The organism is Janthinobacterium sp. PLB04, assembly GCF_021165895.1.
Lineage (GTDB): Bacteria > Pseudomonadota > Gammaproteobacteria > Burkholderiales > Burkholderiaceae_D > Janthinobacterium > Janthinobacterium lividum.
In genome coordinates, this window is the sequence record NZ_CP088968.1 from 4,416,580 (window position 1) to 4,442,598 (window position 26,019).

Sequence of the window (26,019 nt, forward strand, 5' to 3'; positions counted from 1 at the left end):
TATAGTCCACTCCATGCAGATCATTGTGATCTCGCCGGAATGGAAGGAAATGCCATGTTGAACAAGAAACTCCTGGGTGCGGTAATGGTAGCGGCAGTGGCTGTGTCTTCGGCCGCAGTCGCCGGTGACCGCGACTTCAATACCGTTGCAGGCGCCGTTGTCGGAGCGGCCATTGGCAACAGCACCGGCGGGCGCAATGGCGCGATCGTCGGTGGCGTGCTTGGCGCCGCCGTCGGCAACAGCATCAGCACGAATGACCGTTATTATGACCGTGGCGGCTATCGCGGCGGTTACCGCGAAACCTATTACGCGCCTGCGCCGCAGCCGGTGTACTACGCCCCTGCCCCGCAGCCGGTGTATTACGCGCCGCCACCGCGCTACTACGGCCCGCCGGCTGTCGTCTACGTGCAACCGGGCCGCGGCTACTACCGCGACCATGGCCGCCGCGACTATTATGACCGTGGCCACGGTCACGGCCACGGCTGGGGCCATCGCCGTTAAGCACCGCCCTGCACCTGCACCATGAAAAACCTGCGCCAGCCTGCTGCCGCAGGTTTTTTTGCGCGACAGGCAAGGTATCGCCCCTGCACAATATCGGCTAAGCTGTGTCCTATGATCAACATTGCTGGCCGCCTGGACCGCACCAACCGATGCATTTAATCAAAGACGGACTTGACTTCGGCCCCTGGCTCGATGCCGCCGCCGGCACCAGCGTGGGCGCCGGCCCCCTGCCGCGCCGCGAGAACCAGGACAACTTCCTGCTGATCGATGCCAGCGGCCACGCCGTCTGCCTGTCGCAGCAAGCGCCGTTCCACTGCCAGGTGCCGGGCTGGCCGCGCGGCCATGTACGCGCCGCCGTGCTCGACGGCATGGGCGGTCACGGCCAGGGGCGAGAAGCGGCGGAAGCGGCCGTGCAAGGCTTGCTGGCCATGCCCGCCTGCCTCGACACGGCCAGCCTGGCCGCCCGGCTGGACGAATTGCACACGCGGCTGCAGCACAGTTTCGCCAGGGCCGCGCCAGCCCAGGCGCGTCCGCCTGGCACCACCCTGACCTTGCTGGAAGTGCCGCCCGGCGAAGCGCCGCTGCTGTATCACGTGGGCGATTCGCGCCTGTATGAAATCGCCGACGGGGCAGCCAGCATCCTCACCGTGGACCACGTGCCGGCCACCGTGTACGCCATGCGCGGCGCGCTCGACGAGACGCGCTGGCGTGCCGCCGTGCACGGCGAGCATCATCCGCAAATCTCGCAGGCATTCATTTTAGGCAATGCCATCAGCGACAGCTTGCAGCTCGACAAGCCCCTGCGCGGCCTCGATGCGGCCACCCTGCCGCCCTTCCTCGCGCACCTGGGCGACCGCCGCGTGCTGCGCGTGCGCCCCGGCGCCCACTATCTGCTGGCCAGCGACGGTTTCTGGGCCTGCGACGATCCGCTGGCCTTCATGGCCCGCTGGCCCGCCTTGTGTGCCGGCAAGACTGCGGCACAGGCCGTCAACGCCCTGTTCGACGACTTCCTCTCCCACCCGCCAACAGGCTTGCATAGCGACAACATTACCATGCTGGCGCTGCGCTTCGATGCGGAGTTCACCGCCCCAGACGGCTAGCGGCCAGGTAGCCGGCCGTCGCCGACACGGCCGACAGCACGGCGCCCCAGGCCATGTCGATCGCCGTCAAGGCCAGCGGCCAGTCGCGCAATGTCGCGTAGTTGCTCAAATCATAGGTGCCGTAGGCAAGCAGCCCGAGCAACGCGCCCAGCGCTGCCGCAGTGCGCCCGCGGCGCAAGCGCAAGCCGGGCAAAATGGCAAAGACCAGCAGTCCCGCCACGTACAGCAGGTAAAACAGCGTGGCTGGCGCCCAGCGGGGCGTGTCCGCCAGCAACGGCCCCAGCGCCGCGGCGTACATCGGTTTCATCAGCACGGCCAGCCACAGGGCATCGATGGCCAGGAATACGCACAAGGTGGCGCCATAGGCAATGGCAAGCTGGAGCGGACGTTGGACAGGCATGGTCATCTTTCGGCGTCAGGCAGCGTGTGGGGGATAACGGTTACGCCAGCATAATGCAAAACGCCGCCATGGATGCCATGGGATCAAATAGCCCGCATGAAAATACACCATGGCTCCGGTGCGCGAACTGCCCGCCTTACTCGAACGCATGAACTCTGCCGGCATCCTCTCGCTGGCGCTGCGGCGAGTATCTGGAAGTGACCGCCAACAAACAACGCAATGATAAGGCATATCAAAATAACATGCCAACAAAGACATTAAATGTGTTTTTGAGCAATAGTTTCCATGGCTTGTATGGCAAGATGTGACCAGGGACATGAATTTGGGCAAAAAGAGCGCATTCCGGCGCCGTGAAAGTTGCCAAGCAGGCGCAAAAGCGCGTAAGCTCTCATGTATAACAGAGGGCAAAATGTCCCCGCTCGATTCGAGTCAGAATGTCATGAAAAAATGCAGCAACCCGGAGCACCCGCACTGTACGTTCTGGGTCTTGCCTGGGGAAACAGTCTGCGCGGGCAACCACCCGCAAACGACGACTGCCCCCAGCAGCTACGACCTGTTGACCGCACTGCGCAGCGCCCGTTCCGAGCCATCGGCAACGGCGCTTTCGCACGCCCCTGCCCGTGATGCTGTTATTCGCGATGCTGCTATGCAAACGCTGACGAGCCCCGTGCCGGCTTCCGCCGCGCCTCCGGCATTCACGCCAACGCCGGTTGCGCCGCCATCGGGCCCGCAGGCCCACCAGCCGGTGCAAGCCCACCTGCACATCAGCGGCTTCGATCCGCGCGCGGCAGGCGGACGGCAAACCCTGAAAATGGAATTGCGCGGCATGAGCGCCGCCTGCGCGCCGCAGCTGACCTTGCGACTGCGCTCGGACCTGATCCCCCGCGGGCACGTGCAGCATGATTTCGTGCGCACCACGCGCGGTGACTGGCGTCCCGTGTTTGTCGAGTTTTCCTCGCGCAACAAGGAACACGGGCAATACCAGATCGAAGTGGAAGTGCACAGCCACGTCGATGGCGCCGTGGCGCAGAAATGGGTGTGCACCTTCGTCATCCTCGTGCCGCGCCGCGACGCCACCCTGACGGAAATCCACCAGATCTTCCTCAGCACGCACAAGAACGTGCGCGTGATGGCCGATGACGCCTCGATCGCCCGCGTGACGGGGGGCGACGGCTGCAACCTCGACGTGACGGCGCGCAATGCCGGCATCGCCCACGTGGATTTATCCGCGCCGCAAGGCAAGATCGACATGGGTTTTACCACCATCGCCTGGGACGAGGAGTTGATCGAAGTCGACCTGCCCGCCGCCAGCCACTGCCATCCGCACCCGAGCCAGGCCGCCTGCCTCGTCAATGCGGCGCCGGAAGCGGGCGAACAGCGCCAGATCCGCCTGTTCGCGCTGGAAGAATGCATGCTGGGCCGCTTCGAACTGGTGGACCCGGAAGCCGATGTGCTGCTCAGCCATTTCAGCCCCGACGGCCAGGACAACAATGGCTTGACGCGCCGCCTGTCGGGCCGCCACGCCATCATCCGACGCAGCCAGCAAGGCTTTGAAATCGAGGATGTCTCGCGCTACGGCGTGCTGCTCGACGGCGTGTGGCCCGGCAAGCACAAGCCCGTGCCCCTGCGCCTGGGCATGCGCATCGAATTGACTGCCAGCATCAAGGGCATCGTCGTGCTCAGCGTCACGGCCCTGCTCGCGCACGGCGTGATACTGCACCGTATCGACCACGGCGCCCGCGCCGAATGTTTTTACCTCTTGCTGCCCGACACCCAGCCCACGCCGGCAAGCCACCTTGCCACGCCGCAAGCCAGCTGCCTGCCCGTACTCTTCCACCGCAATGGCGGCTTCTGGCACCTGGACACGGCCAGCGGCAAGGAAACGGCGCTGGCCCCCGCTACCGCGCTCGACAAGCTCAGCGGCTTCGCGCGGCACAACCGCTTCGCCAGCGAACCGTATCCGGAATGCTGGATCATCCGCACCGAAGGTGCAGCCCTGTGCGACAGCGCCATGCAAACTGCATAGGGACACTGAACCAAACCTACTGCGCGTCGGTATAGGCGGCCTGCGATGCTCACCGGCTCGGCGCCCCCGTACCGAGTACGGTTGCGCTTCTCGACCACCTCTCCCTTCCGCTCGCTACGGTTTTGTTCAGTGTTGTAAATCTGCAGTTATCCGCAAGGCACTAGCGGGGTACTAGTACGAGAAAAATCATTGACAAACCGAATATAAACACCGCTTCCAGCGTAAACACGATGGCGGGAATCTGCAATTCGCGCGGGATTTTCATGGCGACACCTCTTCAAAACACAGGACTGCCTTCAGCATAGCGCGCCCTGCGCCAATTGCATTATCAGCCACGCAATACACTTGACCGCCCGGCATGACTTGCCGAGTCCGCTGGCCAAGCCATGCCGACACATAATTTAACAAATTATCGGCAGATATTCCGCAAATAGCCCCCTCCACGCCCTTGCATACTGTATATTCATCCAGTTAATATTCCCCTGTATTTCACACAGCGCCCGCATGGCGTTTTACATTTCCTATGGCTTCCAACAAAGCGCATCATGCGACCGGTTGGGCTGCTGGCGTGATCGCCGCGGCCCTGGTCGCGCACGCTGGCGCCGGTGGCCCGTATCAAGTGCTGAGCATGCTCGCCTTTGTCATGGGTGCGCTGGGCGGCACGGCGCCGGACTGGCTGGAAGTGGCCTGGTGGGCGCGCACGCACCGGCTGTGGATCACGCACCGCACGTGGACGCACTGGGGCTTGGCCTGGATCGCCCTGCTCGTCTACACGTACATGCAATTGCCGCACCACCTGTGGGCGCCGCCCCTGTTCGGCTTTGCCGCCGGCGGCATCATGCATTTGCTGGCCGACTGGCCCAATCCGCTGGGCGTGCCGTGGATCTTCCGCCGCCACTCGCTGCGCTGGTGGAAAAGCGGCCGCCACGACATCATCGTCATCATCGCCGCCTGGCTGGCCGCCACCGTCGTGGCCGACCATGTGTTTTTTGACGGCATCCACCTGCGGCGCACCCTGCTGGCGTTTGACAGCCTGCTGCACTGGTCCGCAGGCGCCCTGCAGCAGGCCTGGGCGAATCTGCAACAATGGCAGCTGCGCTGGCGCCTGGGCGACGACGCCAATTGACGCCGGCTGCGTGGCAATGTGATAATGAGTATCATTCTCAAACAGCCCAGCCAGCCGGCACCGCGCGTTCCGTCAGCCCAGCCCTTCCCTTGCCTGGAGAACGCAGTGAGCACCGTCAGTCCCGTCCATACCAGCCACCTGAGCACTCTGTACAGCGAGCACCACGGCTGGCTGTATGGCTGGCTGCGCGGCAAGCTGGGCAACCGCGCCGAGGCGGCCGACCTGGCGCAGGATACGTTCGTGCGCCTGCTGGGCAAGCGCGAGGTGACAGCGCTGACGCCCCTGCGCGAACCGCGCGGCTACCTGGCGACCATTGCGCGCGGCTTGCTGATCGACCGCTACCGGCGCCAGGCGCTGGAGCAGGCCTACCTGGAAACGCTGGCGCAGCAAGCCGAGCCAACAGCGATGTCGGCCGAAACGCATGCCATCATCATCGAAACCCTGCTCGCCATCGACCGCCTGCTCGACCGCCTGGGCCCGCGCACGCGGGCCATCTTCCTGCTGGCGCAGATCGAGGAGCTCAGTTATGTGGACATCAGCCGGCGCCTCGGCGTCTCCCTGCCCACCGTGAAAAAGCACCTGGTGCGCGCCTACACGGAATGCCTGATGCTGGCGGCCGGCTGATGTTCGGCCCCGCGATCTCGCCTTCCGCACCCATTGCCCGCAAGGTGCTGGCCGCCGCCGCCCACTGGCATGTGGAACTCCAATGCGGCAGCGCCGACCCGGCCGACGTGCAGGCATGGCGCGACGCCAGCGCCGAACATGAACGGGCCTGGAATCTGCTGCGGCGCATGCACGGCCAGCTGGGCGCAATACCGGCAGCGCTGGCGATGCCCGCCCTGGAGGCGGCGCAGCAGCGCCGGCGCGCGGCCGCCAGGATACTCGCCCTGCTGGTGGCGGCCGGCGGCGGCATCGCGCTGGGCCAGGCGGGCCTGCAATCCGCCCCATGGCAAGCCCTGACGGCGTCCTTGCGCACGGCGCCGGGCCAGCGCCGCCACGTGACCTTGGCCGATGGCGGAGGCATGGAGGTGAATACGGATAGCGCCCTGGATGTCGCTTACGGCGCCACGCACCGCCGCATCCGCCTGCACCATGGCGAAATCATGATCACGACGGCGCCCGACCCGCGCCCCTTCCTGGTCGACACGCCGCATGGCGTGATCCGCGCGCTGGGCACGCGCTTCGGCATACGCTGCGACGACGATGGCAGCACCGTCAGCGTCTTCGAGCACGCCGTGGAAGTACGCTGCGCGGCGCGCCCGGATGCCGTGCGCCGTCTGGAAGCGGGACAGCAACTGCGCTTTGGCGACACCGGCGCGGATGACGTGCAGGCCATGCCGGCCCACCAGGACAGCTGGCTGCGCGGCATGCTGGTGGCCGTCGACTGGCCGCTGCAACAGCTGGTCACGGAACTGGCGCGCTACCGGCGCGGACGCCTGGCGTGCGACGCCGGCGTAGCGCGGCGCCCCGTCACAGGCACTTACCGCCTCGACGATATCGACGCCGTACTGGAAAGCCTGTGCGCCTCGCACGGGCTGCAAGTGACGTACTTCACGCGCTACTGGGCCACGGTGTCGGCACGGCCTGCATAATTATTTTCAGTTTTTTTGCGCCAGGGGTTGGTGTTTCGATGCGCTGCTTCGGCTTGACAAGTAAGAAGCCGATTCATACGCCATTTTCTTATCCCTCTGAGCAGAAAGACCGAGCATGCAGCTGACCACCCCCGTCCTCCATCCCGCCGCGCGCGCCATCCGCCTGGCCGTCATCGCCATGGCTTGCGCCGCCCCCGCCGCCTTTGTCGCCGCGCCCGCGCTGGCGCAAGGCCAGGTCCCCGCCACCGCAGCGCCGCAAGCCTATGCCGTGCCAGCCGGGCCGCTGGCCACCGCCCTCAACGACTTTGCCGTCGCCGCCGGCGTCAGCCTGTCGACCGATCCCGCGCAGACGCGGGGCCTGCGCTCGCCCGGCGTGCGCGGCAGCCATAATGTGGCGCAGGGTTTCGCACAGGTGCTGGCCGGCAGCGGCCTGGAAGCCGTGCAGCTGCCGAACGGCGCCTACGTGCTGCGCCAGGCCCCTCCCTCCTCCGCGTCGGCGGCCGGCGTGGAAAAGACCATGGCGCCCGTGACGGTCAGCGCCAGCATGGAGCGCGACCCTGTCAGTGAGCACAGCAACTCGTATGCGGCGCGCGCCGTCACTGTCGGCAAGGGCGTGCAGACCCTGCGCGAAATTCCGCAATCCGTCAGCGTCGTCACGCGCCAGAAGATGGATGACCAGAACCTCAACACCATCGACGCCGTGCTGGCCAACACCACCGGCATCACCATGTATGACAGTCCCATGGGCGGACGCTATGTGTATTCGCGCGGCTTCATGGTCGAAACGTACCAGTTCGATGGCGTCAACCGCGCCATGTACTACCCGCAGGCGAACAGCTTTACCAGCAATACGGCCATGCTCGATCGCGTGGAAATCGTGCGCGGCGCGACGGGACTGCTGCAGGGTACGGGCTCGCCGGGCGCCGCCATCAACATGGTGCGCATGCGCCCGCTGGCGGAAAAGCAGGTGCAGCTGGCGCTCGGCGCGGGCCGCTGGAACGACGTGCGCGGCGAAATCGACGTCACCGGCCCCTTGAACGAATCAGGCAGCATCCGCGGCCGCGCCGTGGCCTCCATGGAGCAGCGCGATTATTTCTATGACGTGGCCGACAGCCGCACCGACGTGCTGTACGGCGTGCTGGAATTCGACCTGGCGCCGGGCAGCAAGCTGACGACGGGCGCCAGCTACGAGAAGCTGCACTCGACGCCCTTCTTTTCCGGCATGCCCCGCTACCGCGATGGCAGCGACCCGAAACTGCCCCGCGCAACCTTCCTGGGCGCCGACTGGAACCGCTGGAATAGCAGGCAGACGGCCGTCTTCGCCGAATTCGAGCACCGCTTCGACGCCGACTGGTCGCTCAAGGCCAGCGCCAACTACACGCGCGAGCGGCATGACGTGAAATACATGTTCAGCCAGGGCGCGCTCAATCCCGACACACTGGCCGGCATGATGATGTATGGCGGCGTGTTCGACTACGGCAGCACCAACAAGGGCATCGACCTGTCGCTCGATGGCAAATTCAACGCCTTCGGCCGCCGTCATGGCTTCAGCGCCGGCATCAACACGAACCGGCTGGAAAGCGACAGCGATTTCAGCCTGGCCCTGCTGCAGCAAGCGAACAATCCGCTGCGGCCCAATCACGGCGTGGCCGAACCGAGCGATGCCTGGTTCCGTGAAAACAGCTACCGGGGCGATCCCAGCGTAACAAAAATGACGCAGACGGGTGCCTACGGCGTGGCCCGCTTCAGCGTCAGCGATCCGCTCACGGTGGTGGCCGGCGCGCGCGTGTCGAACTACAAATGGAGCAGCGTGTACCGCGACACGGGCGAGGTGTATATCGACCCGTACCGCGAAAATGGCGTCGTCACGCCGTATGGCGGCGTCATTTACGCATTCGACCCGCGCTGGTCCGGCTATGCCAGCGTTTCCGACATCTTCCAGCCGCAGAACCAGCGCACGGCCGACGGCGCCCTGCTCGACCCGCTGAAAGGCCGCAACCTGGAAGTGGGCGTGAAAGGTGAACTGTTCGACGGCAAGGTGAATACCTCGCTGGCGCTGTTCCGCATCGAACAGCGCAACCGCGCGGAGCTCGACCTCGTCAACACCTGCTCCAGCGGCACGGAGTGCTATTTCTCGGCCGGCAAGGTACGCAGCGAAGGCCTCGATGCGGAAATCAGCGGCGAAGTGGCGCCGGGCTGGCAGCTGTTCGCCGGCTATACCCTGAACAACTTCAAGTACCTGGACCAGACGTCGAATGCGGGCGTGATGTTCGCCAGCACCTACTCACCGCGCCACATGCTGCGCGCGTGGAGCGACTACCGCCTGCCCGGCGCCTTGCAGAAATGGAGCGTGGGCGGCGGCGTGAACTTCCAGACGGAGAGCTCGCGCGTCACGCAGAACATCACGGTGGCGCAAGGCGCGTATGCGTTATGGAGCGCGCGCGCCGCCTACCAGATCGACCGTAACTGGACGGCGTCGCTGTCCGTGACGAATCTGCTCGACAAGCGCTACTACCAGACGGTGGGCGCGCCTGCGTGGGGCAATTTCTATGGCGAGCCGCGCAAGGCGCAACTGACCTTGCGCGCGCGGTTCTGAACGAAGCCTAGCTTGCCGGGCGCAGCGGCGCTTTCGGCAGCGGGATGAATTCCGTCTCGCCCGGCACGCTCCCCATGCGCTGGGCGCTCCAGTCATCGGCCGCCTGCGACAGGCGCTCCTTGCTCGACGAAACGAAATTCCAGAACAGGAAGCGGTGGCCATCCAGCGGCTCGCCGCCGATGACGACGAACTGCACCGGGCCGCCGCCTGCCGTCACCACGGGCGCGGCTCCCGCTTCCAGCAAGGCCATGGTGTGCGGCACCAGCGCCACGCCATCGACCAGCACTTCCCCGCTGATCGGATAAATCGCCGCTTCCGCCGGCAAGCCTTCCAGCCGCAACTCGCGCCCCGCCTGCAGCGCCACATCCAGGTACAGCGTCTGCATGTAGGTGCGCACGGGCGAGGTCTGGCCAAAGGCCGTGCCGATCAACACTTTCACCACGGCGCCATCGAGCGGCACGACGGGAATGTCGGCTTGCGGCGTGTGCGTGAAACTCGGTTCGTCCTCTTCATGCGCCTTGGGCAACGCGGCCCATAGCTGCAAGCCGTGCGTGCGGTGCGGCTGGCCGGCCAGGTCGGGCGGCGTGCGCTCCGAATGCACGATGCCGCGCCCGGCCGTCATCCAGTTGATGGCGCCCGGTTCGATGCGCTGGCAGGAACCGATGCTGTCGCGGTGGTCGATCGCGCCCTCGAACAGATAGGTGACGGTGGCCAGGCCGATGTGCGGATGGGGGCGCACGTCATGGTTGGCGCCGGGCGCCACGTCGATGGGGCCGAAATGGTCGAAGAAGATGAAGGGACCGACGGCCTGTTTTACTGCGGAGGGCAGCAGGCGCCGCACGACGAAGCCGCCGCCGAGGTCCTTTTCGTGGCTTTTCAGGATGGCCGCGCTCATGCCAGCACCGTCGTCACTTCGGTCGTCACGGCCGTCATCAATTTATGCAGCGGGCATTTGCCTGCCGCGGCCAGCAATTCCTCGCGCTGCGCATCCGTCAGCTCGCCCGTCAGGTGCAGGGTGGCAGCCAGGCGGTACACGCCCTTGCGCTCTTCGCTGGCATCGCGCTCGGTCGACACTTCCACGTGTTCCAGGGGGATGCCCTTGTGCTTGGCGTACCAGACGACGGTAAGCGCCTTGCAGGCCGACAGGGCCGCGTCGTACAGATCGTGCGGCGAGGGGCCGGCATCGCCGCCCCCTTCGGCCACCGAGGCGTCGGCGGAAATGATGTGATCGCGCACGTGCACGATGTGGCGCATGGGTTGCGACTGATCGCGGATGGCTTTGATGGTCATGGCGTTCCTTGGTGCGTTTGGAAAGCCACAATTTACACCGTTTGCCCGCTTTGCGCAGCCTGCTGCCCTGCTACCTGGTCATTTGATACGGAACACGGCGTCGACCGTCTGCGCCATTTTGAGGCTGGTGACCATCAGCATGTCTTCGGGGTTCTGGCGCTGGCGGCTATTCGCGCGGTTGTAGCGGTCGGACGGCACCAGGCCTACCGCATTGCCCAGGTTTTTCAGCTGGTCCGACGAGATGCCGGCCACGGCGCCCGCGCGCTTGCCGAAGCCGCGTGCCATGGACTCGGCCTTGCGCTGCGCATCCTTGACGGCTTCGCCCATCAGTTCCTCTTCCAGGCGGATGCGCTCCGTGGCGCCGAAGGTGACGGCAAACGCATCGAGGTTGGGCATGGCCAGCAGCGGGCGCATGACGGCGGGCCATTTCGATAAATCCGCCACGTTGATATGCACGCTCGCCTTGATCTGGTACTGCGGGTTGGCCGGGTCCTGCTCGGCGCCCTTGCGGATCTCCTTGCGCACGTCGCGCACCTCGATGCCGGCCGCCGCCTCGGGCAAACCCTGCTCCACCAGCAGCGCTTTGATTTCCGCGATGCGCGCCGCTACCTGCGCGGTGGCCACGTCCGGCGCCGGGTCGAAGACACTGACGTCGAAATCGATCTCGCCCAGGTCCGGCGTGACGAAACTGTACGCTGTGCCCGTCGCGTGGATGAAGGGATAGGAGGGCAGATCGCCGGCCAGGGTGGCGAGGGGCAGGCAGGCAAACACGATGGACAGCAGGCGGCGTTTGAACACGGACACTCCGGCACGGTTAAGGTGCATGAAGTATCCGCCAAGATGGCCGATATGACAACCTCATTGTCCTCACCCTAATCGAGCGTGCGCGCCACCCGAAAGCCCACGATGTCGTTCGACAGCACGGTGGAAAAGCCGTTGCGCAAGGCCGAGCGCAGATAGCGCGGGTGGTACAGCCACGAGCCGCCGCGCAGGATGCGCCGGCTGCTGTCGCTGCCCTCTTCCCACGCGCTGCCGTCGACGGGCGCGCCTTCGTAATTATCGTGCACCACGTCCTGCACCCATTCCCACACATTGCCATGCATGTCGAACAGGCCCCAGGAATTCGGCGCGAATGTGCCCAGCGGCGTCGTGCCGCCGCGGTACACGCCGCGCGGGCCGCCGTTGTATACATACAGGCCGTCGTAGTTGGCTTGCTCGGTACTGATCGTGTCGCCCACGTTGAAGGCCGTGCGCGTGCCGGCGCGGCACGCGTATTCCCATTCCGCTTCGCTGGGCAAACGGTACTGGCGGCCCGTGCGCTCGCTCATCCACGCCAGGTACAGCTGCGCGTCATTCCAGCTGACGCCGACCACCGGGTGCTGCTCGTTCTGCACGAAGCCGGGATTGTCCCAGTCCGTTTCCGAACCGCCCGCCCAATCGGTCGCCTTGACGAAGGCGCGCCATTCGCCCACGCTGACGGGGTGGCGCGCCAGCGCGAACGGGCGCTCGATGCCGACCCAGTGCTGCGGCGTTTCGCGGTCCAGCCATGACTGCTGCGAACCGGCCTGGATAGCGGCTTTGTGCTCCGTCTCGTGCGCGCCCATCTGGAAGCGGCCGCTGGGAATGAGCACCAGTTCCGGCCCCTGTCCCGCGCCATCGAGGAAATCATCGCGCAAGATGCCTTCGGCATTGGCCACCGGTTCAGCGTGTGCGGGCGCCGGTGCCGGCTCGCTCACTGCGGCGGCGGCCGGCGCTTGTTGCTGCGCCGCGGCGCGGCTGGCCTCTTCGCGGCGCGCGCGCTCCTGCTCGGCGCGGTAGGCCGCCTCCGCCTTGGCGACGATGGCCTTGCGCTGCAATTCCTGGTGTTCCTGCAAGGCGGTGGCGGCATCGGCTTCGCGGCGCGCGCGCAGCTGGCCGCGTAGCGCTTCCTTGCGCAGCTTGCGCGCCTCTTCCGCTTCGAAATGGCGCTGCGCCTCCTGCTCGCGGCGCAGTTTGTCCTGGCGCTGCTTTTCCAGCGCGGCCGCCTGGATTTCCGCCTTGCGGCGCTGATCCAGTTCTTCCTGGCGTATCCGGGCCCGCTTGATCTCTTCCTCGCGGGCCTGTTCGGCGGCCAGCGCCGCCTGCCGTTGTTGCTGCGCCTGCTGCGCCGCACGCGCCTGCTGCTGGCGCGCCTGTTCCGCCAGTTCTTCGGGCGACGGCCCGGCCGCGCGCTCCAGCCCTTCCAGCAAGGCTTGCACGGATTGCGGCCGCAATTCCGCCGTCAAGGAAAAACCGTTCTGCAAGACTTGCCACTGCTGCGCGTTGAGCGCTTGCGGCGCCGACGGCAAGTGGCTGGCGCTGCGCGCGTCGTCGAACGGCATGCGCCCTTCCAGCATCTGGTAAATCATCACCGCCACCGCATATACGTCCAGGCGCGGGCTGGGCTGGCGCTGGTTGGCGCCTGCCTCGGGCGCCCGGTAGCCGTGCGTGCCCGCGTTCGGCATGTCCAGCGCCAGGCTGCTGTCCGCATTGCGCACGCGCGAGGCGATGCCGTAATCGAGCAGCTTGACGTCGCCCTTCGCCGTCAGGAAGACGTTGCCCGGCTTGAGATCGCGGTGCACCAGCTTGTGCTTTTCCCACGCATACGACAGGGCGTCGGCCACCGGCTGCAGCAATTGCTGCACCGTCGACAGCGGCAGCGCGCCCTCGCGCGCCAGATAGTGCTCGAGGTCTTCGCCATCGAGGCATTCCATGATGATGAAATAGCTGGCCGTGGCCGGGTCCTGCGCCCACTCGTAGACGCGCACGATGTTTTCATGCGCGAGTTTGCGCGCCTGCGTGGCTTCCTCGATCAGCAGTTTTGCATGCGTGGCGCTTTGCGTCAGCTGCGGCGGCAAGATCTTCAGCGCCACCATTTCGCTGCTGCCCAGCTCCGCGTGCGTGGCCAGGTCGGTGGCTTGCCACACCTGCCCCATGCCTCCCGTGCCGATCAGCCGTTCGAGCCGGTAGCGGCGGTTTTGCGGGCCGATTTCCTGGCCCGTCATGAAGCCCAGCTCCGTGCCCTGGCGCACGGGCAGCGGCGCGGGCGCAGGTGCGGCGCCGGGCGGCGCGTACTCGGCGTCGAGGATGGCGTTCTTGCGGCTTTCAAATTCCTGCTCGCTGAGCAGCCCGTCATCGTGGAGGGCGCGCAGTTCCCGCAGTTTGTCTCGTGCTTTTTGCATCATCTGGGGTGAAACGCTTCCATCAAGGCTGCAAGGCAACGCCGCAGGCGGCGCAGAATTTATCTTCCGGATGGCCCGCGCGCTGCGCATGGCCGTTCTTGCAGCGCAGCGACGCAGCGGCGCCCAGCCCGACACTTGGCTGCAGCGCCTGCGCCACGGCCACGCCCAGCTGCGCCTGCGCCGACAGGCCATGCGCATGCGCCGCATTTTGCAGGTTGACCAGGTCCAGCTGCTGGCGCCGTTCGCGTTCCGCCTGGCCTTCCAGGTAGCTGCGCTCCTGCGCCGCGCTGTCCTGCGCCATGCGCATGGCGTCGAGCGGCGCGACGCTGTTCTCGGCCGCCGCCAGCGCCGCCAGCGCGTGGATCTGCTCGGCGCTCATGCCCGCCTGCAGCTGCACTTTCAGCACTTGCGCCAGCGCGGCCGCGTTCTGCCCGGCGGCCATGGCCACCTTGCCCGTGTCGCTCAGCGAGCCGATTTTCTCGATGCGGTCGATATCGATGCGCGCCAGTTCGGCCGCATGCGCCTGCTGCGCCAGCAGGGCTTCGTACTCGCCCTTCCAGCGCGCGTAATCGCTTTCGCGCTGCTGCGCCATGGCCAGCAGATCGCGCTGCCATTGCGCTTCCTGCTCCAGCTGGCGCAGCTGCTGGCGCTGTTCCTCGATGGCCAGCGCGTCGAGCTGCGCCAGTTGCGTTTGCTGCTGCAGCTGGCGTGCGTGCACGCCATCGGCCTCGATGGTGCGCAGCAGCTTTTCCTGCTGCGCGATGGCGTCTTCGCGGGCGCCGCCGCGCCGCAGCGCCGCCACCTTTTCCGCGATTTCCGCCGCCTGCACCTGGGCCGCCTCATCCTTGTGCGCCTCGGCGCGCAGCAGCTCGCGCTGGCGCGCCAGCTGCATCTGGTCTTCCCACTCCTGCACCCGCTCCGCCTCGCGCTTGCGCGCCGCGTTCGCCAGCATCAGGCCCTGCCAGGCGGCCTGGTGCTGTTCCGCCTCCAGCTGCGCCTCGCGCTGGGCCGCATCCGCTTCCGCCTGGCGCAGGCGCGCCAGCTGGGTGCGGCGGCCCGTCTCGTCGTCGATCAGCAGCGCGCTTTCCACTTGCTGCGCGATCGACTGCAAGTGGACTTGATGCGTAAAACGCTGCTGCGCCAGCTGGATCTGTTCGCGCCCGTGCAGCTGCGACAGTTCCAGCTCGCTGCGCATCTTGATGGCGGCCAGTGCCCGCACGTGTTCCCAGTTGGCCGCTTCATCGGCGCGCTGCGCGCCCTTCTGCGCCAGTTCCTGTTCCAGTTCGCCCAGCGCCAGCGCGGCGCCATGGTCGAGCGCCTGGCGCCGCGATTTCGCTTCCAGGATGCGGCCATACAGGTCGATCTGGCGTCCGCGCAGCGCCTGCAGGCGCTCCGCTTCCTGGTGGTTCAGTTCCGCCTTTTCCACCGTCGCATCCTGCTGCAGCTCGGCGCGGCGGTGCGCATGGCGCGCCGCCAGTTCCTCGCGGCGGATACGCTGCCACTCTTCCTCGTCATACAGCTGGTCGAGCTGCTTCATGCGTTCCAGGCTGTGCTGCTCCAGTTCCTGCGCCGGCAAGCCGCCCAGCCACAGGGTGCCGATGCTGGCGCCGGCGTCGCCTTCGCGCTTGTCGTGGCGTAGCGCCAGGGTTTCCACGCGCGCCACGGCCAGGCCGCTGGACGCCAGGCGCTGCGTCAGCGCCGATTGCAGGCGTTCATTCAATTCCGGCCGCAGGTCGGCATTCGCCTCCATCTCGCGCAGCGCGCGGCTGCCGATGAATTCCAGCGCGATCTGGCACACGGATGGCAGCAACAGGGCGTGCAGGTGGGCGCGCGTGACGGCGCCCGGTGCGCGCATGAACTGGCGCGCGAACGCATCGGGCTGGCCCAGGGCGATATCCACGCGCAGGGACGCGGCGACGTTCAGCCGCTCCGTGCTGGCCATGCCGGGCAAGTCGAATTCCAGGCTGACGGCGTCGGCGCGTGCGATCAGCACTTCGGCCGGACGCGCCGGCAGCAGCGCGGGCAGGCGCGCAAAGAAGGCGGCGCTGTCGTAGTCGCCGGCAGGTATCAAGGTGAAAGCGTCCGATTGCACGATCCAGGCGCGCGACTCGGCCGGCACCTGCAGGCGGCGCGCGGCGCTGCCGAACAGCGAAGACAGTTCGCGCACGCCAAAGAACAGTGCCAGTTGCCCATCAGCAAGATGCCATTGATTGGCATGCAGCACCGCGTCGCTGTCGGGTGCTCCCAGCGACAAGCCGCATTGCGCGCAATAGCCGGCGGCAGCGCCGTTCTTGTGCTCGCAGCGCGGGCAGCGGGCGCCGCCAAAACCAAACAATTGGAACATATGTGACTCCTGATGATATTTTTATCCATGCGACGGGGCCGCCATGCCGATTCTAGCAGGACAGCTGGCCCTGCACTTGCCGCGCGCGGCAGTGTGCAGCGTCAAATAATGCCACGCGGCAATTACATTCATATGCCCGGATACAGGGCAATTTAGGCCTCAATTCAAGCGGTCGGCTTGCCAGCCCCGCGCGCAGGCATTTCAGCGCCGTTTTTTTGCAGGCCATCCCGCCAAAACCACGGCTGGTCGCATCCGCATGGCGCAGAGGAGCGCGCATGGCTACAGTGCATGCATACCCACCCGCCACCCGAAAGGAAACATCATGAAAGCCTTGAAAAACATGGAAGCCATCTTCACCGTCGCCGTCGCCATCGCCTGCGGTGCCAGCTATGCCAGCTTCATGCAGCCATCGGCCGCCAAGGCTGCCGATGTGGCGCAAGCGAGCGCCATCCCCGTCGTGACGGTCAGCGCCAAGCGCATGACGGAACAGGAAAAGAAAATCTCTCTGATCGAGGAAAGGCAAGCCTTGCTGGGCAACGCCACTGCCAGCACCCTGTGAGCCACCGATGCTGACACCACGCCGCCTGGCGCCCGCTTGAATACCGCCGCGCCAGGCCGCCATTTGCATCGCAAATGTATCCGCCACGGATACACGGACACACAGCATTGTGTCAATTGTAATAAGTTGAATCAAAGGCGAAAAACCGCCAGCAAGCGCCTATAGTCCATTTCACGCAATCACCGAAATGGAGTACACCATGAAACCCATCACACTCTACGCAGCAGCCATGCTTGCCATCAGCACCGCGGCGTTCTTGCCCGTGCAGGCCATGGCACAGAATCAGCTCGGCGTCAGCATTGTCGTCGGCAACGCCCCGCCTCCGCCACGGTTTGAAAGCGCACCCGCGCCGCGCGCCGGCTATGTCTGGGCGCCCGGCTACTGGAACTGGGATGGCCAGCGCCATGTCTGGAACAACGGTGAATGGCTGCGCGAACGCAGCGGCAACCAGTACCGTCGCGCCGCCTGGATACAAGAGAACAACCGCTGGCGCCTGGACCGTGGCGGCTGGGTCTCCGCGCAAGTGCAGCCCGTGCGCTATGACGACATCCGCATCGCCCCGCCGCCGCCGCGCCGCGAAGCCATCCCGCGCGCGCGCCACGGCTACACCTGGGCGCCGGGCCACTGGGAATGGCGCGGCCAGCGCTACGCCTGGACGCCAGGCGTATGGATCGCCGAACGCCCCGGCTACGTGTATGCGCCGCCCGCCTGGAACCAGCGCGATGGCCGCTGGCAGATGGAGCAAGGCCGCTGGTCGCCACGCGGCCCGAACGGTGACCGCGACCGCGACGGCATCCCCAACCGCTATGACCGCGACAATGGCAATCGCCATGACCGCGACCATGACGGCGTGCCGAACCGCGACGACCGGCGTCCGGATAACCCGAACCGCAGCTGATATGCGGCTGTAATTAGCACCAAGGCCACCGTTCGCGGTGGCCTTGTCACTTTCCCGACATATCCGTGTATTAGAATCGCGCGACGATCAATCACACTGCGCGAGAAAGATTCACGATGGCGATGGAAACTGCCGGTTTTACCTACGGCTCGGACACCTCGGGCCTGGTCTGGGGCTTCCTGTTTGGCCGCGACGGGCCACCGCTGGCGCTCGACTCGACGGCGGCACTGGCCTGGCTGGCCGATGGCGCGGCGCGTCCGGCGCAGGAATTCGTCTGGCTGCATTTCAATTTGTCGCATGCGGCCAGCGAAAAATGGCTGATGACGCATACGCAGCTGGCCGACGAATTCTATGAAACCCTGCACCAGGGGTCGCGCTCGACGCGCATCGAACAGGCGGAAAACACCCTGATCGCCGTGGTCAACGATGTGGTGCACAATTTCTCGTTCGAGGCATCCGATATTTCCACCATGTGGGCCAGCGTGGCGCAAAACCTCGTCATCACGGCGCGCCGCGCGCCGCTGCAGTCGATCGAGCGCCTGCGCCAGGCCGTCATCAAGAACCACGAGCCGATCCGCTCGTCGGTGGAGCTGCTGATTCATTTGCTGCGCGACCAGGCGGACGTGCTGGTCAACATCGTGCGCGACGCCGTGGCGCGGGTCGACGATATCGAGGATCACTTGCTGGCCGGGCGCCTGGTGCCGAAACGCGAAGACCTGGGCGCCATGCGGCGCGTGCTGGTGCGGCTGCAGCGCCTGCTGGCGCCGGAACCGGCCGCCCTGTTCCGCCTGCTGCAACGCCCACCCGCGTGGGTATCGGAGCTGGACAGCCTGGAACTGCGCCAGTCGACGGAGGAATTTTCCGTGGTGCTCAGCGATATGTCCTCGCTACAGGAACGCATCAAGCTGCTGCAGGAAGAGATCGCCGCCAGCGTCAACGAGGAAAACAGCCGCAGCCTGTTCGTGCTGACCATTGTCACCGTGCTGGCCTTGCCGATCAATATCATCGCCGGCATGCTGGGCATGAACGTGGGGGGAATTCCGCTGGCCCAGCACCCGCAGGGCTTCTGGATCATCGTTGCCATCATCGTCACGTTTACGGTCGTGGCGGGATGGCTGGTGGTGCGCGTGCAGCGAAACAGTTAATTCCCGTCCCGGCACGGCCTGGCAGGCGAACGGCAGGCGCCGTCCGCCATTACTGCTTGCTGCGCTTAACGGTGGTATTCGCCAGCCCGTTCAGGCTGATAGACGATTTCCTCGATCTTGACCTTCACCACGCCGCCCGGCATGGGCCAGGCGATGCTGTCGCCGACGGACAGGCCCAGCAGCGCGCTGCCGACGGGCGCCAGCACGGAAATGCGGTCGGCCTGGCCTTCCACATCCTTCGGATACACGAGCGTCAGGCAGAATTCCTCCTTGTTTTCCACCGTGAAGCGCACGGTGGAATTCATCGTCACGACGGTCGGCGGAATCTCTTGCGGCTCGAGCACCTCGGCGCGGCCCAGCTCATCGAGCAAGGCGGCCTTGTCCGGCGACAGATTATTACCCAAGGCATACAACAACGCTTCCAGTCGTTCCAGGTCTTGTGACGACAAAATAATTTTTGGTTTTTTTTCCAAGATATCCTCACTATTGATCATTAGGGCGACGTCCGGTTTTACTGGCGGCAGCTTGCTTGGCCGCGGCAGACAAAACAAACAGCATCAGAACGTCCATCATCAGCGGATTATGGACGAAGTCGCGGAGCAAGGCCATAGCGTTCGCGCATTCTTCATTAAAATTTATTAAAATCAATGACTTGCAATCGTCCATACGGACAAGAAATTAATCCATGCCGGGATGGTCGCAGGTATTGAAGTTATTCTTGATGGTATTTTGTTTACTATCAGCATGTTTTTAAAGAAAAAAACCGGCGGGCAAAAAAAGGATTAAAATTCATCTGGAATTATTATTAGAAAGACACGCCCTGCCTTTTCCGCCTGACTTGTCGCCTAAGTAGGTCGTGGGAAATTATTGTGAAGTTATGACGAACAGAACCGGATGCGCTGCAAGGCGCCCGTTGCGACGCAGTGCAGGCACTGCTAGCAGCGGGTAACGCCGCAGAGCGCCGGTTATGGAAGTCAGAAATCACAATAATTTATTACGACCTACTTAGCCTGCTGCCACCGGCCTGCGGTATGGACACTAAATTGCCGCGCGCCCTGTACTTTCACGCTGCAAAATGACAATATGTCGGCCTTAACAACACGTTGAGAGTTCCGGCTCACTTCGGTTTTCATCAGACTGGAACGTAAAGTATGGCAGGGCGAGGCGGGATCACACGGGGCGGCGGCAAGCGGGGCCGGCAGGAGGGCGCGTCATGATGGCGCCATTGATGCTGCCGTCGGCGCAATTGCGCGGCGACCGGATTGCCCGCTTGAACTTGCTGGCCGCAGCGGCCATGCTGGCGATGGCCAGCCTGCTGCTGATCCTCTTCCAGTTGTTTTCCCTCCAAACATCCTTCCAGCGCACGCTGCGCATCCAGGCCGACATGCTGGCGCCTGCCGCCACCCAGGCCCTGCGCCAGGACAATCGACTTGCAGCGCAACAACTCCTCGCCTCCCTCGCCGCCGCCCCGCATGTCCGGCAAGCACTGCTCTACAGCCCCTATGGCGCGCCGTTTGCCAGCTACGCGCGCAGCGCCAGCGATGCCGCGCCCGCAGCGCCGCGCAACGGCCTGCACATCGATTACCTGGACGGCAGCGCCGCCATCCTGAAAACCTTGCCCGGCGGCGGCGCGCTGTACCTGCGCGCCAGCCTGGCGCCGCTGTACGCCAGCCTGGCGCAATTTGCCGCCTTCACCCTGCTCGTCTGCCTGTGCGCGTTCGGCCTGACGTTCCTGATGGTGCGCCGCACGCGCACGGCCGCCCAGCATGCGGAAAACCATTTGCACTACCTGGCCCATGTCGACCCTGTCACGCAACTGCCGAACCGCCATGAATTCAACGATGCCCTGGCCTACGCGCTGGCGCGCGCCGACCGCCAGGACAGCAGCGTGGGCCTGCTGCTGCTGGACCTGGACAACTTCAAGATCGTCAACGATACGCTGGGCCACCACTGCGGCGACCAGCTGCTCAAGCTCGTGTCCGAGCGCCTGGTGGCCATCCTGCGCGGCACCGACATCATCTGCCGCATCGGCGGCGATGAATTCGTCGTCATCGTCGAACCGGCCGACGACGCCTCGGAAATGGCCAGCGTGGCGCGCAAGATCCTGGCCGTGCTGGCCGCGCCGTTCGACCTCGAAGGCCACCAGCTATATGTCAGCGCCAGCATCGGCGTGAGCCTGTATCCGTTCGACGCGCAGGACGTGGCCACCCTGACGCGCAATGCCGATACCGCCATGTACCACGCCAAGCACCAGGGCAAGAACCGCTACGCCGTGTTCAAGGCCGAAATGGAATTGCGTGCCCAGCGCCGCCTGCGCATGGAAGCGAACCTGCGCAAGGCTCTGCAGAACGAGGAACTGTATCTGCACTACCAGCCGCAGATCGACTTGCGCAGCGGGCGCATCGTCGGCGTGGAAGCGCTGATACGCTGGAACTGCCGCGACATGGGCCAGCTGAGCCCCGCCGAATTCATCCCCGTGGCCGAGGAAAGCGGCATCATCGTCGACCTGGGACGCTGGGTGCTGCAAAGCGCCTGCCGCCAGGCGGCCCTGTGGTGCAAGGCAGGCCTGCTCGATTCGCTCGAGCACGTGGCCGTCAACCTGTCGGCCTGCCAGGCGCGCGACCCGGGCCTGATGGACGATATCCGCGCCATCCTGGATGAAACGCAGCTACCGCATGGCTTGCTGGAGCTGGAAATCACGGAAGGCGTCCTGATGGACAATGTCCACGCCAACGTGGAACTGATGCGGCGCCTGCAGGAAACGGGCATCCACCTGTCGATCGACGATTTCGGCACCGGCTATTCGTCGATGTCGTACCTGAAGCGCCTGCCCATCGACCAGCTGAAGATCGACCGCAGCTTCGTGCACGACCTGCCCGGCGAGGGAGAAGCCATCGTCACGGCCATCATCGCCATGGCGCACAGCCTGCACCTGAAAGTGGTGGCAGAAGGGGTGGAAACCTTGCGGCAGGTGGAGTTTTTGAGAAAAGCCGGCTGCGACAACGTGCAGGGCTTCTTCTTCGCGCGTCCGATGACGGCGGCGCAGTTGACGGCGCTGCTGCTGGAACGGCGCGACTGGAGTACGCGCACGATCATGCCGGCTTGAATTGCTGCCAACAAGGGTGTCGGATTACGCACGGCGTGGCCGCGCTAATCCGACCTACGCCATAAACGGGTAGGCCGGGTTAGCGCATGGCGCGTCATCCGGCGCTACAAGACGTAGGTCGGATTAGCGCAAAGCGCGTAATCCGACACCACCAGCGCTACATCAGGCCAGCTTGGCCGAATGCTCGCGCGTGGCGTGGAATGTCAATTTCGGCCAGCGCTCTTCCGTCAGGCGCAGGTTCACGCCGGATGTCGCCAGATAGGCCATGTTGCCGGCCGCATCGTAGGCCACGTTATGGCCCAGCGCGTTTTCGAAATCCTGCAGGATGCGCTTGTCGTCGCAGCTGACCCAGCGCGCGCTGCTGATGCTGGTGCCTTCAAACACGGCGTCGACGCCATACTCGTTGAGCAAACGGCTGGCCACCACTTCGAACTGCAGCACGCCGACGGCGCCCAGTACCAGTTCGCCGCCCTGCACCGGCTTGAAGACCTGCACCGCGCCCTCTTCGCCCAGCTGCTGCAAGCCCTTGTGCAGCTGCTTGATCTTCAGCGGATTACGGATGCGCACGGAGCGGAAGAAGTCCGGCGCGAAGTACGGGATGCCCGTAAAGGTCAGCATCTCGCCTTCGGAAAAACTGTCGCCGATCTGCATGTTGCCATGGTTCGGCAAGCCGATGATGTCGCCCGCGTACGCTTCTTCCACCTGTTCGCGCGAGGAAGCCATGAAGGTCACCACGTTCGACACCTTGATCTCGCGCCCCAGGCGCAAATGCTTGACCTTCATGCCGCGTTCGAAACGTCCCGAGCACACGCGCAAAAAGGCGATGCGGTCGCGGTGGGCAGGGTCCATGTTCGCCTGGATCTTGAAGACGAAACCGGTAAACGGCTGCTCGGACGGGGCCACCGAACGCACGGTCGCGTCGCGCTCGCGCGGCGCCGGCGCCCAGTCGACCAGCGCGGAGAGAATCTCGCGCACGCCGAAGTTGTTGATTGCCGAACCGAAGAACACGGGGGTCTGCACGCCGGAGAGGAATTCCTCCAGGTTGAACGGATTCGACGCGCCGTGCACCAGTTCCACTTCCATGCGCAACTGGTCCATCTCCAGCGGGAACATCTCCTGCAGGCGCGGGTTGTCGATGCCCTTGATGATTTCAAAGGCGCCATCGGCCTTTTCTTCACCGGCCTTGAACAGCATGATCTCGTCGTTCAGCAGGTGGTACACGCCGCGGAAGTTCTTGCCCATGCCGATAGGCCAGGTGACGGGCGCGCACTGGATCTTCAGCACCGACTCGAGTTCGTCGAGCAGGTCCAGCGGATCGCGCGTCTCGCGGTCCATCTTGTTCATGAAGGTGACGATCGGCGTATTGCGCATGCGGCAGACTGCCAGCAGCTTGATCGTCTGCGCTTCCACGCCCTTGGCCGCATCGATCACCATCAGCGCCGAGTCGACGGCCGTCAGCACGCGGTAGGTATCTTCCGAGAAGTCCTGGTGGCCCGGGGTGTCGAGCAGGTTGACGACGTGGTCGCGGAATTCGAACTGCATCACCGAGGAAGCGACGGAAATGCCGCGCTGCTTCTCGATCTCCATCCAGTCCGACGTCGCGTGGCGGCCCGATTTGCGGGCCTTGACGGTACCGGCCATCTGGATCGCGCCCGAGAACAGCAGCAGTTTTTCCGTCAGCGTGGTTTTACCCGCATCCGGGTGGGAAATGATGCCGAAGGTGCGGCGGCGCTGCACTTCGCGCGCGATCACGGCCGGCGCCTTGCTGCTCGCTGGCGCTGCGGCGATGTCCGCATTGTCGCTGGAATCGGGAGTGTTGATGTCGTTCTCGTTGGCCATATTGGTGACCATAATATGGCCCTCGCAAAAAACCCTCGATTTTACAGAAGGATCGGCCTTCCGTGTGAACTGCTTCACTCTGGCGAACGGCAAAATCGCCCACTTCATCAAGGGGTCACAATCCGCAGGCAACATTGCACTGCAGAAATGTTGCCACTCTTTCCTGGAAACCCGATGAAAATGCTCCTCACCCCCGCCATCCGACTCATGCAGCGCTTGCGCCTGCTGCCCAAATTCATGCTTGTCTGCCTGGTCTTCCTGCTGCCGCTGGCGCTGGCGACCACCCTGCTGATCTCGGAGCTGGGCAAATCGCTGGCCCAGGCGCAGGATGCGCAGCGGGGCGTGGCCTATGTGCGCCAGTTGCAGGAAGGCACGCGGCTGCTGCAGCAGCGGCGCGGCCTCGAACATTTGCGCCTGAGCGGCAAGGCGGGGATGGACAACACGGCCCTGAATGCGCGCATCACGGCCACGCTGGCCGCCCTGGCGCGCTTGCCGGCTGGCGCAGGCCTGCCCCAGGCGGCCGAACTGACGAAGCAGTGGCAAGCCCTGCTGGGCCGCCAGGCAGGCCTTGCGGCGCGCGACAGCTACGCGGCGCACACGGCGCTGCTGCGCCAGGCGGCCAAACTGGGCCAGCTGGTAGCCGACCGTTCGCACCTGAGCCTGGATCCGGACGCGGGCGCCAACCACCTGAGCGCCGTTTTCACCGCCACCCTGCCCGACCTGGCCGAAAGCCTGTCGGACATCGCCGGGCGCGGCGCCGCCTATATCGACACGGGCCTGTTCGAGGCGAATGAAGATCAGCTCGTCAACGCCAACGCCCTGATCGCGCGCCACGAACTGGAACGCCTGCCGGCCCGCTTCGACGAAATCATCACTGCCAAGCCGGAACTGGGCGCCAGCCTGCAGCCAGCCCTGAAAGCCGTGCCGGCCGCGCTGGCCTTCCTCGAACGCACGAAGAATGAAGTGACGAATTCCTACGATCAGACCTCGGGCGCGCAATTCCATGCGGCCGGCATGCAGGCGATCGATGCCCTGCAGGCGCTGTCCGGCGCCTCGGCCGCCGCCCTGGACGGCTTGCTGGCGCAGCGCATCGCCCGCGACGAGGCGCGCCGCGGCCTGATCCTGGCGGCCATGCTGCTGGTGCTGCTGGCCGCCGCCTACCTGTGCGCAGGCTTCTATGCCGCCTTCGTGCGCGACGTGACGCAATTGCGCGTGGCCGTTGGCGCGGCGGCGGCGGGCGACCTGTCGCAGCGCATTACCTCGCAGGCGCACGATGAGATCGGCGACCTGGTGCGCGACTTCGGCGCCATGACGCACGGCCTGGCCACCCTGGTGCAGGAAATCCGCGGCGGCGCGGCCGTCATCGCCGCGGCCGGCGCCGATATCGCGCAGGGCAACGCGGCCCTGTCCGGCCATACGGCCACGCAAGCGGATGCGCTGGGCGCCACCGTGGACTCGATGCGCGAGCTGACGGCCACCGTGGGCCGCAACGAAGCCCACGTAGGACAGGGGCGCACCCTGGTGGCCTCGGCCGCCGAAGTGGCCCTGCGCGGCGGCGAGACCGTCAGCGCCGTGGTCGAGACCATGGCCTCGATCAAGGCCAGCTCGCACAAGATCGTCGACATCATCGGCGTCATCAACGGCATCGCCTTCCAGACGAATATCCTGGCCCTGAACGCGGCAGTGGAAGCGGCCCGCGCGGGCGAGCAGGGACGCGGCTTTGCCGTCGTCGCGTCCGAGGTGCGCAGCCTGGCGCAGCGCTCCAGCGAGGCGGCGCAGCAGATCAAGCGCCTGATCGGCGATTCCGTCGCCACCGTGGATGCGGGCGGCGACCTGGTCAATGCGGCCGGCAGCACCATGCGCCAGGTCGTCGATGCCGTGCAGCAGGTGTCTGTCGTCATCGGGCGCATCAGCAGCGCCGGCGCCGAGCAGAATGGCGAAATCGCCCGCATCAACGGCGCGCTGGCGCAAATCGACGACATGACGCGCCAGAACGCAGGCCTGGTCGACGAGGCACGCGCCGGTTCGCAGCGCCTGCACCAGGAAGGCGAAGCGCTGACGCAAGCCGTCAGCCGCTTCCGCCTGGGGGAACACGAGGCGCCAAACGTGCGCCAGACCCCTGCCGCAACCGTGCGCGACGGCTTGCCCAGCGTGCGTCCGGCCGGCCTGTGGAGCGCCAACAAGCCGCGCGTCATATCACAAAATCGCGCGGAACGGCGCAAGGCTAGCTAGTCAAAAGTGTGCGCGTAGGACAAGGACTACAATTTCGCCTCAATGGAGACTACAAAGTGGCGACT

20 protein-coding genes are annotated in these 26,019 nt (G+C 65.3%); 12 read left to right on the forward strand and 8 right to left on the reverse strand.

What is annotated here, in order from left to right:
• Positions 1-54 precede the first annotated feature (54 nt).
• Entirely contained in the window at positions 55-501 is a 447-nt protein-coding gene (locus tag LSO07_RS19380; RefSeq protein ID WP_034751896.1) for a glycine zipper 2TM domain-containing protein, read from the forward strand.
• Positions 502-650: 149 nt separating this feature from the next.
• Positions 651-1,601 carry a PP2C family protein-serine/threonine phosphatase gene (locus LSO07_RS19385; protein ID WP_151096320.1) on the forward strand — a complete coding sequence of 317 codons (951 nt, stop codon included), beginning with the start codon at positions 651-653 and terminating at the stop codon, positions 1,599-1,601.
• Here LSO07_RS19385 and LSO07_RS19390 read toward each other — a convergent pair.
• Complete coding sequence (locus tag LSO07_RS19390) at positions 1,582-2,001, reverse strand: DUF2177 family protein (RefSeq protein ID WP_034783974.1); 420 nt, start codon at positions 1,999-2,001, stop codon at positions 1,582-1,584. The two genes, LSO07_RS19385 and LSO07_RS19390, sit on opposite strands and share 20 nt — an antisense overlap.
• A 646-nt stretch (positions 2,002-2,647) precedes the next feature.
• Here LSO07_RS19390 and LSO07_RS19395 point away from each other — a divergent pair.
• The 5 genes from LSO07_RS19395 (at position 2,648) to LSO07_RS19415 (ending at position 9,341) form a co-directional block, all read left to right on the forward strand.
• Positions 2,648-4,027, forward strand: a complete 1,380-nt coding sequence (locus LSO07_RS19395; protein WP_318526593.1) for an FHA domain-containing protein — start codon at positions 2,648-2,650, stop codon at positions 4,025-4,027.
• A 523-nt stretch (positions 4,028-4,550) separates the two neighbouring features.
• Positions 4,551-5,153 carry a metal-dependent hydrolase gene (locus LSO07_RS19400; RefSeq protein WP_151096321.1) on the forward strand — a complete coding sequence of 201 codons (603 nt, stop codon included), beginning with the start codon at positions 4,551-4,553 and terminating at the stop codon, positions 5,151-5,153.
• Positions 5,154-5,177: 24 nt separating this feature from the next.
• Positions 5,178-5,777 carry a sigma-70 family RNA polymerase sigma factor gene (locus LSO07_RS19405; RefSeq protein ID WP_151096322.1) on the forward strand — a complete coding sequence of 200 codons (600 nt, stop codon included), beginning with the start codon at positions 5,178-5,180 and terminating at the stop codon, positions 5,775-5,777.
• A complete protein-coding gene (locus LSO07_RS19410) occupies positions 5,777-6,745 on the forward strand; it encodes a FecR domain-containing protein (RefSeq protein WP_191909728.1) in 969 nt (322 codons plus the stop codon). The genes LSO07_RS19405 and LSO07_RS19410 overlap by 1 nt, the downstream gene beginning before the upstream one ends.
• A gap of 115 nt (positions 6,746-6,860) precedes the next feature.
• Positions 6,861-9,341 (forward strand): TonB-dependent siderophore receptor, encoded by a 2,481-nt coding sequence (locus tag LSO07_RS19415; RefSeq protein ID WP_151096324.1) that lies wholly within the window; start codon positions 6,861-6,863, stop codon positions 9,339-9,341.
• 7 nt (positions 9,342-9,348) lie between these two features.
• On the opposite strand, the gene LSO07_RS19420 is transcribed toward LSO07_RS19415, so the two are convergent.
• From LSO07_RS19420 to LSO07_RS19440, 5 genes are all read right to left on the reverse strand, one after another.
• Positions 9,349-10,236, reverse strand: coding sequence for a pirin family protein (locus tag LSO07_RS19420; RefSeq protein WP_151096325.1), 888 nt, complete (start codon positions 10,234-10,236; stop codon positions 9,349-9,351).
• The gene (locus LSO07_RS19425) at positions 10,233-10,631 is read right to left on the reverse strand and encodes an OsmC family protein (RefSeq protein ID WP_034783198.1); all 399 of its coding nucleotides are present in this window, start codon (positions 10,629-10,631) and stop codon (positions 10,233-10,235) included. The genes LSO07_RS19420 and LSO07_RS19425 overlap by 4 nt, the downstream gene beginning before the upstream one ends.
• A gap of 78 nt (positions 10,632-10,709) precedes the next feature.
• On the reverse strand, positions 10,710-11,456 hold the full coding sequence (locus tag LSO07_RS19430; RefSeq protein WP_151096326.1) for an SIMPL domain-containing protein: 747 nt from the start codon (positions 11,454-11,456) through the stop codon (positions 10,710-10,712).
• A gap of 47 nt (positions 11,457-11,503) precedes the next feature.
• Complete coding sequence (locus LSO07_RS19435) at positions 11,504-13,834, reverse strand: bifunctional serine/threonine-protein kinase/formylglycine-generating enzyme family protein (protein ID WP_191909729.1); 2,331 nt, start codon at positions 13,832-13,834, stop codon at positions 11,504-11,506.
• 19 nt (positions 13,835-13,853) lie between these two features.
• A complete protein-coding gene (locus LSO07_RS19440) occupies positions 13,854-16,175 on the reverse strand; it encodes a hypothetical protein (RefSeq protein ID WP_151096328.1) in 2,322 nt (773 codons plus the stop codon).
• 322 nt (positions 16,176-16,497) lie between these two features.
• On the opposite strand from LSO07_RS19440, the gene LSO07_RS19445 reads away from it, so the two are divergent.
• From LSO07_RS19445 to LSO07_RS19460, 3 genes are all read left to right on the forward strand, one after another.
• Entirely contained in the window at positions 16,498-16,734 is a 237-nt protein-coding gene (locus LSO07_RS19445; RefSeq protein ID WP_099394078.1) for a hypothetical protein, read from the forward strand.
• A 199-nt stretch (positions 16,735-16,933) separates the two neighbouring features.
• Positions 16,934-17,632: a YXWGXW repeat-containing protein gene (locus LSO07_RS28435; RefSeq protein WP_318526594.1), complete on the forward strand. Its 699-nt coding sequence runs from the start codon at positions 16,934-16,936 to the stop codon at positions 17,630-17,632.
• 116 nt (positions 17,633-17,748) lie between these two features.
• On the forward strand, positions 17,749-18,777 hold the full coding sequence (locus LSO07_RS19460) for a transporter (protein WP_170846295.1): 1,029 nt from the start codon (positions 17,749-17,751) through the stop codon (positions 18,775-18,777).
• Positions 18,778-18,842: 65 nt separating this feature from the next.
• On the opposite strand, the gene rnk is transcribed toward LSO07_RS19460, so the two are convergent.
• Positions 18,843-19,250 carry a nucleoside diphosphate kinase regulator gene (gene rnk / locus LSO07_RS19465; RefSeq protein WP_162835757.1) on the reverse strand — a complete coding sequence of 136 codons (408 nt, stop codon included), beginning with the start codon at positions 19,248-19,250 and terminating at the stop codon, positions 18,843-18,845.
• Between the two features lie 740 nt (positions 19,251-19,990).
• Between rnk and LSO07_RS19470 the strand changes: the two genes are divergently transcribed.
• Positions 19,991-21,883: a putative bifunctional diguanylate cyclase/phosphodiesterase gene (locus LSO07_RS19470; RefSeq protein ID WP_151096329.1), complete on the forward strand. Its 1,893-nt coding sequence runs from the start codon at positions 19,991-19,993 to the stop codon at positions 21,881-21,883.
• Between the two features lie 162 nt (positions 21,884-22,045).
• Here the strand turns inward: LSO07_RS19470 and LSO07_RS19475 are convergent, their stop codons facing one another.
• On the reverse strand, positions 22,046-23,722 hold the full coding sequence (locus LSO07_RS19475) for a peptide chain release factor 3 (protein ID WP_070258162.1): 1,677 nt from the start codon (positions 23,720-23,722) through the stop codon (positions 22,046-22,048).
• 174 nt (positions 23,723-23,896) lie between these two features.
• Between LSO07_RS19475 and LSO07_RS19480 the strand changes: the two genes are divergently transcribed.
• Positions 23,897-25,954 carry a methyl-accepting chemotaxis protein gene (locus tag LSO07_RS19480; RefSeq protein ID WP_151096330.1) on the forward strand — a complete coding sequence of 686 codons (2,058 nt, stop codon included), beginning with the start codon at positions 23,897-23,899 and terminating at the stop codon, positions 25,952-25,954.
• Positions 25,955-26,019 lie beyond the last annotated feature (65 nt).

What these genes read in the sequence shown, in the direction of transcription:
- LSO07_RS19425 (WP_034783198.1), bottom strand. Translation starts at nt 10,631, where the DNA reads ATGACCATCAAAGCCATCCGCGATCAGTCGCAACCCATGCGCCACATC.
- LSO07_RS28435 (WP_318526594.1), top strand. Translation starts at nt 16,934, where the DNA reads ATGAAACCCATCACACTCTACGCAGCAGCCATGCTTGCCATCAGCACC.
- LSO07_RS19415 (WP_151096324.1), top strand. Translation starts at nt 6,861, where the DNA reads ATGCAGCTGACCACCCCCGTCCTCCATCCCGCCGCGCGCGCCATCCGC.
- LSO07_RS19470 (WP_151096329.1), top strand. Translation starts at nt 19,991, where the DNA reads ATGATGGCGCCATTGATGCTGCCGTCGGCGCAATTGCGCGGCGACCGG.
- LSO07_RS19435 (WP_191909729.1), bottom strand. Translation starts at nt 13,834, where the DNA reads ATGATGCAAAAAGCACGAGACAAACTGCGGGAACTGCGCGCCCTCCAC.
- LSO07_RS19420 (WP_151096325.1), bottom strand. Translation starts at nt 10,236, where the DNA reads ATGAGCGCGGCCATCCTGAAAAGCCACGAAAAGGACCTCGGCGGCGGC.
- LSO07_RS19400 (WP_151096321.1), top strand. Translation starts at nt 4,551, where the DNA reads ATGGCTTCCAACAAAGCGCATCATGCGACCGGTTGGGCTGCTGGCGTG.
- LSO07_RS19445 (WP_099394078.1), top strand. Translation starts at nt 16,498, where the DNA reads ATGAAAGCCTTGAAAAACATGGAAGCCATCTTCACCGTCGCCGTCGCC.
- LSO07_RS19460 (WP_170846295.1), top strand. Translation starts at nt 17,749, where the DNA reads ATGGCGATGGAAACTGCCGGTTTTACCTACGGCTCGGACACCTCGGGC.
- LSO07_RS19395 (WP_318526593.1), top strand. Translation starts at nt 2,648, where the DNA reads ATGCAAACGCTGACGAGCCCCGTGCCGGCTTCCGCCGCGCCTCCGGCA.
- LSO07_RS19380 (WP_034751896.1), top strand. Translation starts at nt 55, where the DNA reads ATGTTGAACAAGAAACTCCTGGGTGCGGTAATGGTAGCGGCAGTGGCT.
- LSO07_RS19405 (WP_151096322.1), top strand. Translation starts at nt 5,178, where the DNA reads ATGAGTATCATTCTCAAACAGCCCAGCCAGCCGGCACCGCGCGTTCCG.
- LSO07_RS19480 (WP_151096330.1), top strand. Translation starts at nt 23,897, where the DNA reads ATGAAAATGCTCCTCACCCCCGCCATCCGACTCATGCAGCGCTTGCGC.
- LSO07_RS19410 (WP_191909728.1), top strand. Translation starts at nt 5,777, where the DNA reads ATGTTCGGCCCCGCGATCTCGCCTTCCGCACCCATTGCCCGCAAGGTG.
- LSO07_RS19385 (WP_151096320.1), top strand. Translation starts at nt 651, where the DNA reads ATGCATTTAATCAAAGACGGACTTGACTTCGGCCCCTGGCTCGATGCC.
- LSO07_RS19440 (WP_151096328.1), bottom strand. Translation starts at nt 16,175, where the DNA reads ATGTTCCAATTGTTTGGTTTTGGCGGCGCCCGCTGCCCGCGCTGCGAG.
- LSO07_RS19390 (WP_034783974.1), bottom strand. Translation starts at nt 2,001, where the DNA reads ATGCCTGTCCAACGTCCGCTCCAGCTTGCCATTGCCTATGGCGCCACC.
- LSO07_RS19430 (WP_151096326.1), bottom strand. Translation starts at nt 11,456, where the DNA reads ATGCACCTTAACCGTGCCGGAGTGTCCGTGTTCAAACGCCGCCTGCTG.
- LSO07_RS19475 (WP_070258162.1), bottom strand. Translation starts at nt 23,722, where the DNA reads ATGGCCAACGAGAACGACATCAACACTCCCGATTCCAGCGACAATGCG.